The sequence below is a fragment of the Tepidanaerobacter sp. GT38 genome (assembly GCF_021991635.1).
Lineage (GTDB): Bacteria > Bacillota > Thermosediminibacteria > Thermosediminibacterales > Tepidanaerobacteraceae > DTU063.
This window is the reverse complement of record NZ_JAFFJA010000051.1, coordinates 18,400-28,975: the sequence shown is the minus strand read 5'-3', so window position 1 is coordinate 28,975 and position 10,576 is coordinate 18,400. Positions and strand designations below refer to the sequence as shown.

9 protein-coding genes and 1 tRNA gene are annotated in these 10,576 nt (G+C 40.4%); 7 read left to right on the top strand and 3 right to left on the bottom strand.

Annotation, left to right across the window (positions count from 1 at the left end; translation table 11 throughout):
* The first annotated feature begins 81 nt into the window (after positions 1–81).
* From JT739_RS08080 to JT739_RS08065, 4 genes are all read left to right on the top strand, one after another.
* Positions 82–156 (top strand) — tRNA-Gly (locus tag JT739_RS08080).
* A gap of 186 nt (positions 157–342) precedes the next feature.
* Positions 343–1,839 carry a M1 family metallopeptidase gene (locus JT739_RS08075; RefSeq protein ID WP_237660600.1) on the top strand — a complete coding sequence of 499 codons (1,497 nt, stop codon included), beginning with the start codon at positions 343–345 and terminating at the stop codon, positions 1,837–1,839.
* A gap of 49 nt (positions 1,840–1,888) precedes the next feature.
* Entirely contained in the window at positions 1,889–2,776 is an 888-nt protein-coding gene (locus JT739_RS08070; protein ID WP_237660599.1) for a DMT family transporter, read from the top strand.
* 142 nt (positions 2,777–2,918) lie between these two features.
* Positions 2,919–4,301, top strand: coding sequence for a peptidoglycan DD-metalloendopeptidase family protein (locus tag JT739_RS08065; RefSeq protein ID WP_237660598.1), 1,383 nt, complete (start codon positions 2,919–2,921; stop codon positions 4,299–4,301).
* Positions 4,302–4,383: 82 nt separating this feature from the next.
* Here the strand turns inward: JT739_RS08065 and JT739_RS08060 are convergent, their stop codons facing one another.
* Positions 4,384–5,673: a cyclic 2,3-diphosphoglycerate synthase gene (locus JT739_RS08060; RefSeq protein ID WP_255688569.1), complete on the bottom strand. Its 1,290-nt coding sequence runs from the start codon at positions 5,671–5,673 to the stop codon at positions 4,384–4,386.
* 209 nt (positions 5,674–5,882) lie between these two features.
* Positions 5,883–6,335 (bottom strand): DUF441 domain-containing protein, encoded by a 453-nt coding sequence (locus tag JT739_RS08055; RefSeq protein WP_237660596.1) that lies wholly within the window; start codon positions 6,333–6,335, stop codon positions 5,883–5,885.
* A gap of 121 nt (positions 6,336–6,456) precedes the next feature.
* Here JT739_RS08055 and JT739_RS08050 point away from each other — a divergent pair, with 121 nt between their 5' ends.
* Genes JT739_RS08050 through JT739_RS08040 form a run of 3 tightly spaced genes read left to right on the top strand, consistent with a single transcriptional unit; the run spans position 6,457 to position 9,109 of the window.
* Complete coding sequence (locus tag JT739_RS08050) at positions 6,457–7,515, top strand: ABC transporter substrate-binding protein (RefSeq protein ID WP_237660595.1); 1,059 nt, start codon at positions 6,457–6,459, stop codon at positions 7,513–7,515.
* Positions 7,516–7,527: 12 nt separating this feature from the next.
* Entirely contained in the window at positions 7,528–8,292 is a 765-nt protein-coding gene (locus JT739_RS08045) for an ABC transporter permease (protein WP_237660594.1), read from the top strand.
* A gap of 13 nt (positions 8,293–8,305) precedes the next feature.
* Positions 8,306–9,109 carry an ABC transporter ATP-binding protein gene (locus JT739_RS08040; RefSeq protein ID WP_237660593.1) on the top strand — a complete coding sequence of 268 codons (804 nt, stop codon included), beginning with the start codon at positions 8,306–8,308 and terminating at the stop codon, positions 9,107–9,109.
* Here JT739_RS08040 and JT739_RS08035 read toward each other — a convergent pair.
* Positions 9,004–10,314 (bottom strand): MFS transporter, encoded by a 1,311-nt coding sequence (locus JT739_RS08035; RefSeq protein ID WP_237660592.1) that lies wholly within the window; start codon positions 10,312–10,314, stop codon positions 9,004–9,006. The two genes, JT739_RS08040 and JT739_RS08035, sit on opposite strands and share 106 nt — an antisense overlap.
* Between the last annotated feature and the right edge of the window lie 262 nt (positions 10,315–10,576).

The following is a 10,576-nucleotide window of genomic DNA, read 5'->3' as shown; positions in this document are numbered from 1 at the left end:
TAAAAATACTTGACGCGATCGCTAGCATCTATCTTAGTTGACAATTAACACCTGAAGTTTTATAATATTAATAAATAATATGCGGAAGTAGCTCAGTGGTAGAGCATCGGCTTCCCAAGCCGAGGGTCGCGGGTTCGAATCCCGTTTTCCGCTCCATATGAAAAAGCATCCGACATTCAAATAATGTCGGATTTTTTTATTGTAAAAGTTTTATGGTGAATGAACTCAAACAGAAAAAAATGTAAAATAAAAGTGCAAGTACAAACAAGAATAAAACCTAAAAGAGATAAATACATTAAAGTATGCACGGTTTCTAAAAACCCAGAAAGGGGAAGGAGTAGGTTGAAAAAACGGAAATTTATCATCATACTGGGTTTTTTATTTATGGCAGCTGTTTTGAGTTCTTCTTTTTTTAAAAAGGCATATAAAGATGATGCAGTCAAATATGCTGAGAAAATAATGAAGACCTGTCCGCATTATAATATTGACGTAACCTTTAATCCTGAAACCAAAAGTATTGCTGCCTTTCAAGAAGTAACTGTTGTCAATAATGAGGTAGACCCGTTTAAAGTCCTGTACTTTCACCTTTACCCTAATGCATTTAAGACATCAGATACGGTTCCCTTTCCCAGGGAAGATATGAGCAGAGCATACCCGGAAGGTTTTGTACCAGGCTTTATAAATATAAAAAAGGTTCTTGTGGAATCAGCTGAAGCAGACTACGAAATAGAGGACACAATTTTGAAGATAAATTTGAATGAACCTTTAAAACCTAAGCAGAAGCTCACTTTGACCTTTGAATTTGAAGTCCAGCTCCCTCCTTCTTGCGGCAGATTTGGCTATGGAAAAAACACTTTTAATATAGCCAATTGGTATCCTATATTAGCGGTGTATGATGAAAAAGGCTGGCACGTGGAGCCTTATTATGCTATAGGAGATCCATTTTATAGCGAAGTAGGACTTTACCAGGTGAATATAAAAGCCCCAAAAGGTTATACCATTGCGGCAAGCGGTAGTCTAAGGCAAAAGCGGGAAGAAGGTGGCAAGACTATTTGGAGTTTTAGCACAGACCTTGTCAGAGATTTTGCATGGATAGCCAGTTTAAATTTTGAAACTGCCGAGGCAAATGTTGGGAAAACCAAAGTTACTTCTTATTACATCAAGGGCAAAGAAGAGTATGGTCGGGAAGCTCTAGAGTTTGGCAAAAAGGCTATATCCTGCTTTAGTGAGCACTTCGGAGAGTATCCTTATGACGATTATAATATTGTAGCTGCGGACTTTTATATTGGCGGCATGGAATATCCGAATCTAGTAATAATAGGTGATGAATTTTATTGCCAAGGAGAGTTTCTTGAGTACGTAGTGGTCCATGAGACAGCTCACCAATGGTGGTATGGTCTTGTAGGTAACAATCAGATAGAAGAAGCATGGCTTGATGAGGCTTTGACCGAGTATTCAACCCTTTTCTATTATGAACATTATTATGGCAAAAAGGTAGGACAAAGTATTTACGAAAAGTTCATTTTGAATCCATATAGGCTATACGAAGCGTCAACCGCACCAGGGCCTATCTTAAGGCACCTATCGGAATATAAAGATTGGGGAGATTACAGCGCTACAGTATACTACAGAGGTGCTATAATGTTAAAGGATTTGGAAAGTCGTTTAAGCAGGCACAAATTTCATGAAGCCATTCGGTATTATTTTAAACAAAATCTTTATAAAAACGCCACGGGTGAAGATTTTATAAAAGCTTTAAATCATGTTACAGGTACAGACTGGACCGATTATGTATATGATTGGCTAAAGACAAATGCGCTACTAGATAAAACAGCGTAAGTATGATAAATTTATCTTGTGACATTAAATAAAAAATCAGGTGTAAGACATGAATAACCATAACCGCGGCTTGCTGCTTGTCAGCATAGGTACCATCTTTTTAAGTACAAGTCCAATTCTCACCCGATGGGTTGCAGATCTCCCTGCAGGAGAGATAGCTTTTTTCAGGATGCTTTTAGGATCCATGTTCATATTTATTATATCAAAAGTCACAGGAACCGGGATTTGGCTTAAGACCAAAGATATGCCTAAGTTTTTGCTTTATGGTCTGATAACTGCCCTTCATTTTCTGCTGTATATAGCCTCACTAATGTATACTTCTATTGCCCATTCTCTAAGTCTCGTCTACACTGCACCTATCATGATTGCTGTTTTAACGGCACTGTTTTTCAAGGAGCCTATACCTCGACATAAATATTTAGGTATATTTATGGTAATTTTGGGAATTATTATCTTAGCGGGTTTTGAACCCATGCTGACCAAAGAGATGATATTGGGAGATGTTATGGCTATAGGCTCTGCGTTATGCCTTGCACTGTATTCTATTGCTGGACGCAGGGAGCGGGACAATTATCCACTTTTTCAGTATGTATTTTGGGTTTATTTTCTGGCAGCGATTTTTTTACTGCCGGTAGCTTTAAAGAATTTTTCGCTGCCTACGCCCAAAAACTTTGCAATTTTGCTGCTGATAGCCCTTTTGCCTACTACTTTAGGTCACACTCTTTACAATGCAGGGTTGCGGTATGTTCATCCTGCTTATGCCAATTTGATTATGACCCAGGAAATTACTTCAGGAATTCTTTTAGGATATTTTCTGTTGGGTGAAGTGCCGAGCAAAAACTCTATAATGGGTGTAATAATTATGTTAATTGGACTTTGGCAAGTTTTACATGCTAGAAGATTGGACAAAAATCAAACTTTAGGAAGGAAAACCTAAATTTACATAGAATATAATATAGTATATTACAATTTTGTTACAAAAAAATTTCACGAAGCATAAATGTTTATTTAGCTATATAAAAAATTTCAGGTTAGACCTCGCGCGTAAACTTGCATATAAAAATGAAAGGAGTGGGGGGATGGAAAAACCTAATCTAAAGGGGCTGTACGAAAAAATACATGAAAAGATGCAGAGCGATAAAAAGCTAAAAACTATTGCAATTTCAGGCCTATGCCTGTTTATAGTTTTAGCAGCTGTGATGTTCGTTTACAGTCGTTCGGTGTTGGAAGTAAGCGTAAACGGTCAAACTATCGGATATGTAAAAAATCATGAAAAGTTTTTGGAGATAAAAAAAGGGTTAAAAGCACGATTTAAAGATAAACTTAGTGCAGACGTGCAGTTTGTTCAGGAAATAAAGGCTACACCAGTTAGGGCATTTGGCCATAAGCTGGACTTAGAAGATGACATAATAGAAAAGCTTGAAAAAACACTAACCTGCAAGCTTAAAGCTGTAGCCATAAACATAGATGGTAAAGAAGTTGCAATGGTAAAAGATAAAGCAACAGCGGAAAAAGTACTGGACCAGGTAAAACAACATTACATCAGTCAGACGCCTGGAGAGTTAATAAAATTAGAGGTAGCAGAAAAAGTCAAGTTGGTAGAGAGATATGTTTATGCAAAGGATATTATAAGTGCTGAAGCCGCAGTAGACCTTATTCTAAAGGGCGGCGTAGAAACCAGGACCTATGAGGTGGTTGAAGGCGATAGTCTCTGGACAATTTCGCGAAGGGAGAATATACCCCTTGAGGAATTAATAAAAGCCAATCCTCAGCTAAAATCTGAACATGAGTTGGCTATAGGGGATATAATAAATCTAACCGAAGTTAAACCCTTGTTAAATGTTTCTATACTTAAAAAGGTTACTTATGAGGAATCTATACCGTTTGAAACCGAGACTATCAAAGACAATTCCATGTGGACATGGGACCAAAAGGTAAAACAGGAAGGACAAAAAGGAGTCAAGGAAGTAACAGCTGAAGTATTATTTGCCAACGGCATTAAGGTGTCAGAACAAGTTATAGGAGAAAAAGTAATTAAAGAACCCGTAAAGCGCATAGTAGCTAAAGGAACTAAAGCTGAAGTGGCGTTTCGTGGAAATGGAAGATTTGCTTGGCCTATTGTTGGTACAATAACTTCACCATATGGCTATCGAGGCAGAGAATTTCACTCGGGTATTGATATTGCCCAAAGTAAAGGTGCACCGGTTCGAGCTTCAAATAGCGGCACTGTCACTTTTGCAGGTTGGCGAGGTGGATACGGCAACCTGGTTATAATAAACCACGGCGGCGGCATCGAGACTTACTATGCCCACAACAGTGCCATAACTGTTTCGGTAGGTCAAAAAGTAGAAAAGGGTCAACAGATAGCCAAGGTAGGTTCAACCGGCAGGTCTACTGGAAACCATGTACACTTTGAAATTCGCATAAACGGAAGCCCTGTAAATCCTCTAAATTATTTATAAGAATACTCTTTCATAAAATCGAGTATAATTTCTTAATTACAGAGGGGTTGCTCGTAGCAACCCCTTTAATAATGCCATGAATCTATAGAAATTTTGCCAGTACCGATTTAAGATCGGGCTGACCAATCTCCTGCAGCTCGTATTTTATCCTGATTATGGGCTTATTTGGCTTTATGACCCGGGTTATATCTATAGGCGTGCCGGATAGCACCACATCGCAGTCTATGCGGTTTATGGTTTCTTCTAATTCTTTCATCTGCTCCTTGCCGTAGCCCATGGCAGGTAAAATTTTATCTAAATGGGGATATTTTTCGTAAGTTTCTTTTATGCTTCCTACTGCATAAGGCTTAGCATCAACAATAGCTGCTGCACCGAACTTTTTAGCTGCCACAAAGGCTGCTCCAAATCCCATGCCGCCGTGCGTTAATGTTGGACCATCTTCGATGATGAGCACGCGCTTGCCCTTTATCATATCCGGCTGCTTAACGCTAATAGGTGAGGCCGCTTCTATAACTTGGGCAGTTGGATTTACCTTTTCAATATTTTGTCTGACGATATTTATATCCGCTGGATTGGCTGAATCTATTTTATTGATGATTATTACATCAGCCATTTTTAAATTGGTTTCCCCAGGGTGATAAAGTACTTCGTGGCCCGGACGAAGGGGATCAGCTAGAACTATGGAAAGATCAGTGTGGTAAAATGGAAAGTCATTGTTTCCACCGTCCCATATGATCACATCTGCCTCTTTTTCCGCTTCCCTTAAGATCACTTCATAATCGACGCCTGCATAAACTACGATGCCGTTATCGATATGAGGCTCATACTCTTCTCGCTCTTCTATGGTGCACTGGTGCAAATCTAAATCTTCATATGTAGCAAAACGCTGGCATACCTGTTTGCTCAAGTCGCCATAGGGCATGGGATGGCGTATTGCCACGACTTTTTTGCCATTCTGTTTAAAATATTTGCAAACAGCACGGGTAGTTTGGCTTTTGCCCACGCCGGTTCTGGTGGCGCATACCGAAATGACAGGCTTAGATGATTTGATTGAAGTATTTTTTGGCCCCATCAGGCGGAAATCGGCGCCTGCTGCGAGGGCAGTTGAGGCTTTATGCATCACATCTTCGTGGGATATATCACTGTAGGCAAAGACTACTTGCTGCACGTTGTGCTCTTTAATTAAGTCAACTAGCATATCTTCGGTATAAATGGGTATTCCTTCAGGATATAACTTGCCTGCCAGAATGGCAGGATATTTTCTCCCTTCTATATTTGGTATCTGCGTTGCAGTAAAGGCCACTACTTCGTAAAGCTCGTTGTCTCTAAAATAGGTATTAAATACGTGAAAATCCCTTCCTGCAGCACCCATAATTATAGTTTTTATCTTCACATTAAAACCCCCTCTGTTATTTTAATTCGGTGTAAAAACACGTTGATTTAATTACGGCGCCAAATCTTTTAAAAATATTATACACTTATGTTATAAAAATGCAAGATTAATGCATAAATATTCATAAATTAAATAAAAAAATTTTACAATACGGAGCAAGTATCAAAAAAAGACTATGGGATTTAAGTTTATACGAACTTGCCAATTAAATTTACTATAAATGCAGCCAGACCTGCTGCTACCAAAGGACCTACAGGTATTCCGCCGAAAAATGCAGTACCTATAATGGTCCCAAAAAGCAGTCCTATCATCACTTCAGGGCTATTTTTCATGAGCTCTACCCCGTCTTTTGCCATTACTGAGGACAGAATGCCGATAATAAAGGATATACAGCCCATTGAAGTAAAAAGGCTTTTGTAGAGATCCTGTATCATGATAGAGCCCTGGGAAAAAGGCATCATAACTCCAATTACTAATAAAATCACGCCTACATCCAGTATGATTTTTTGAGCAGAAGGAGATGAAGGCATTAACTTTAAGAAGGAAAAGGTTAAGAGCACACCGGCAGATATATATATCAATCGATTTTTGCTCAATAAACCCAGAACGAAAATTAAGAAAATCAAAGAATAGGATTTCAAATTACACCCTCCAAAATCGTAAAGCTTTACTAAAACTTATTAAAAGATAAGAAAAAAAATTCACAACTTCTAGTCTAAAAAAATACTATGAAAAGAGATTTACTTTTTGGAGGGTGATGGGATGTTTTGTATCAAAAAACAAAAAGTTGTTGCTGTGCTTGTTGTGGCTCTTGTAATAGCCCTTATTCTTTCGGGATGCGGGCAAAAAAATGTAAAAGAACCCCAGGCAATGGCAAGTACGAATGAAGAACTAATGACTATTCGAGTAGCAAAACAATTCGGCCTAGTATATGCACCACTAATGGTGGCAGAGAAAATTGACTTTTTTTCCAAATACGGCCTCAAGGTAGAATGGGTGACACTGGGTTCCGGTGGGGCTGTAAGAGAAGCCATGGCTTCAGATGAACTTGATGCTGCGTTTATGGGAATACCGCCTTATCTCATAGGGTGGGATAAGGGACTGCCGGCAAAGATTGCGGCAGGATACTGTGTTATACCTGTATCACTGGTCACATATGATGACAATATTAATAAGCTGGAAGATATCAAACCAGAACATAAAATAGCGGTGCCCTCACCTGGCAGCATCCAGCATATATTGCTTTCTATGGCTTTGGAGAAGCAGTTGGGGAACCCAAATGCCCTAGATGATAATTTAGTGGCACTGCCGCATCCGGATGGAGCCCAGGCCATGCTTGCCAAAAAGGACATTGTGGCTCACTTTACTACACCACCATATCTCTTTGAAGAGCTGGAACAGCCCGGTTATAAGGTCATCCTTGACGGATTTGACGCCTTTGGACAGGATTTCAATTTCAATGTGGCGCTTGTGACAGAGAATTACCATGACAACAATCCTAAAGGTTATGCGGCATTTGTACAAGGGTTAAATGAAGCCATGAATTGGGTAAATGAAAATAAGGAAAAGACCGCAGAACTTTTGGCACCGGAGTTTAACATTGAAAAGGAAAAACTGCTAAAGTATCTAACTGCCGAAGGAGTAAACTTTACTACGGCTCCATATGGACTCATGGGCTTTGCAGACTTTATGAAAAAGGCCGGCTATATCTCAAAAGTGCCCGAGAGTCTGTCTGACATAGCCTGGGAAAATATTTTGGCTCAGGTAGGAAAACGAGAAGGAGGCCCTTGCATACTTGAAAATATACAGTGGTCAAAGTAGGAGGAGATTAATTTGCGTGACTTTATATCAAAAATAGCTTTTCTACTGGTTGTAGCCATTGTATGGGAGCTGATTCGGTTGACCGGGAGATACCCTGAACTGCTTTTCCCCGGCATAGGCAGCATAGCGAGAACTTTTTGGATGGAAAGAGCGGATTTGTTAGACAAGACTTTGTTCTCACTAAGAATAATCGGTATAGGCCTTTTGATGGCGATTAGCCTTGCCATGCTGGCCACAATTATATCCATGAGCGGTAAAGTTTTTGCCGAAATTGTCTCTAACCTAATGGCAATAATGCATCCCTTGCCCGGTATTGCCATCCTTCCTGTTGCAATTTTATGGTTTGGTATAGGCGTAAGGGCAATATTATTTGTAATAGTGTTTTCTGCCCTATGGCCACTGATAAATCACTTTTATACTGGATTTCGCTCAATACCGGTAAATCAGCTGGAAGTAGGAAAGAATCTAGGGCTCGTTGGTTGGGAACTGGCCCTAAAAGTCATGCTGCCGGCTTCTTTTCCTTACATCTTAAGCGGTCTTAGGACCGGATGGGCCAGGGCTTGGCAAGCTTCAGTGGCAGCGGAGCTGGTCTTTGGCGCAGCCGGCGGGCAGGGAGGGTTAGGCTGGCACCTGTATAAGAAGCGGTTTATGATGGAGACTCCTGGCGTGTTTGCCGGTATGCTGATCATAGTGCTAATTGGTATAGCTGTCGAATACTTAATTTTTGCCGGTATTGAAAACAGAACCGTTCGAAAATGGAAGACTATCATAAATTAAGGGGGCAGCTGCATTGAACAATCTGCTGACTGTATCAAACATAACTAAGGTATATGAATCCGGCAAAAGAAAAGTGGTTGGGATACAAGATATAAGTTTTTGCGTCGAAGAAGGCGAATTTGTCAGTGTAATAGGGCCATCGGGCTGTGGTAAATCAACTTTACTGAGATGTATAGCAGGTTTTGAAAAAATAAATAGCGGCGATATCTGTTTGGATGGGCACAAAGTGAGAAGGCCAGAACCCAGCCGTTTTATGGTATTTCAAGGGCTAGACCAACTTTTCCCGTGGCTTACGCTGAAAGAAAACATTATTTTTGCTATGAAAGCAGTGGATAAAAGCCAGGGCAGCTTCGAAAAAAAAGCCGATTATTATTTGGAACTAGTAGGCCTTGAAGGATTTGGCAACTTTTATGGATATCAACTTTCAGGGGGCATGAAACAGAGGGCTGCGATTGCCCGTGCCCTTTCGGTAAGGCCAAAACTGTTGCTCATGGACGAACCTTTTGGAAGCCTAGATGCTTTTACTCGCAGGGCTATACATCAGATGTTATTAAATGTATGGCAAAAAACAGGGGTTACTATCATATTTGTCACTCATGATATGGAGGAGGCCATAGATCTCTCAGATAAAATCCTGGTTTTTGCTAAAGGGCGGCTAAAAGGCTTAATAGAAAATCCCCTTCCCCGTCCGCGGGAAAGGGATGCCACCGCTTACCGAAGTTTTCTTTTGAAGCTCAGCAGCTTTTTAGAAGAAGAAACAACTGGATTTCTAGATTCGGAGGCACTTTCTGCTGTAGAAGCAAAGCTTGCCTTTTGAGAAGTTTCCTGCTTTAGGATTTTATCAATGTTTATAAAAACTATTGATGCTATAAGAGATAAAATTGGTGCGATACTCATTACAGCAACAGTGGGGACAATGCCATATTTTTCGGATAAGCCGTAGAGAGGGGGGCCTATAGCCACTCCAAAGAACCGAAGACTTCCGTAAAGGCAGGTGATGATTCCGCGCCGCTTAGTGCTGCAGGATCCTGTAACCAATGTATTGACCGGGGTCATCACCAGTCCCACTCCTGCTCCTAACAGGACTAGAGACGCAAATTTTGGCCACATACCTTTAAGCAGTAAAAATAAGCCCTGACCTGATATGATAAAAACAAGTCCTGTTATTACGAAAAGCTTTAGACCCTTGTTTTTTGCCTTTTCAAGTATGATTCCAAGGACAAAAGAAAGGGTTGCCATAACAAAAACCGGACCGGCCATTACAAGGCCTTTTTTTATGCCCAAAATTCCGAAGTCTTTTTCTAAAATATCTGAATACAAAGAGGAAATTCCGAAGAGAGAAAATAATGCCACCATACCAGCAAAAAAGCTTGCTAAAAGACCTGAAACTTTATTTTTAAATATTTCCTTTACTGCATCAACATAATTTTTAAAAGACTGCTTTTTAAATTCCGTTTCTTCTTTAACGAGAAACCAGATGGCAAGACCGATGGGGATAGCTAGAAATCCATAGGCGAAAAAAGGAAAATACCAGGATATTAGGGCAAAACCTGCCCCTAATATAGGGCTTATTACTTTGCCTAAGCCGTTGGAAGCCTCCAAAAGCCCCAGTGCCAATACTCTTTCTTGGGTTTTAAAAATATCCCCGGCCATGGCCATAGCCAGCTGATATGTTCCGCCAGCACCAATGCCCTGGATTATTCTGCCTGCCATAATGCCCCAAAAGGGCTTTTCTAAAACCATGGAAGCAATTCCAGCCAAAATACCACCGGTGCCGTACACAATAAGTGCCGGTGCCATGACCTTCTTTCGACCGATTTGGTCCGATAAAATTCCCGCCAAAGGTATTACAATACCTGCCGGAATTGAAAAGGCAGTGACCATGAGCCCTACCCGAAACTGATTGATATCTACTGCCTTTTTAATTTTAGGCAGGACAGGTATTAGCATAGAATTGCCCAGCACCATAATAAAAGGCACCAGGCATAACAAAAACACCTGGATTTTTGTTTTCTTCTTCATCATTACCTCTCCTTTTCCCGCATATATTTAAATTGCCCTGTTTGGTTACGAGATATTCAAAGGCAAAGTCGGGTTATATAAATTTATGAGTAGTTAAGATGAAACGGCAAAAGCACCTTTTAAGCAAGGCAGTCGTTGTTCTTAATTTTGGCACAAACGGATAAGATGCAGCGTGCAGGTTGAAGCCTTGGGCACTCGGCAGGATGCCGAATTGTCCGTGAACTGTGCAGTGCAGAGCCAAATTTTAGAACAACAGGTCTTG

Bases quoted from the DNA above. Each gene is read 5' to 3' on its own strand.
- JT739_RS08070 (WP_237660599.1), top strand. From the start codon at position 1,889: ATGAATAACCATAACCGCGGCTTGCTGCTTGTCAGCATAGGTACCATC.
- JT739_RS08065 (WP_237660598.1), top strand. From the start codon at position 2,919: ATGGAAAAACCTAATCTAAAGGGGCTGTACGAAAAAATACATGAAAAG.
- JT739_RS08060 (WP_255688569.1), bottom strand. From the start codon at position 5,673: ATGGGTGCTGCAGGAAGGGATTTTCACGTATTTAATACCTATTTTAGA.
- JT739_RS08050 (WP_237660595.1), top strand. From the start codon at position 6,457: ATGTTTTGTATCAAAAAACAAAAAGTTGTTGCTGTGCTTGTTGTGGCT.
- JT739_RS08035 (WP_237660592.1), bottom strand. From the start codon at position 10,314: ATGAAGAAGAAAACAAAAATCCAGGTGTTTTTGTTATGCCTGGTGCCT.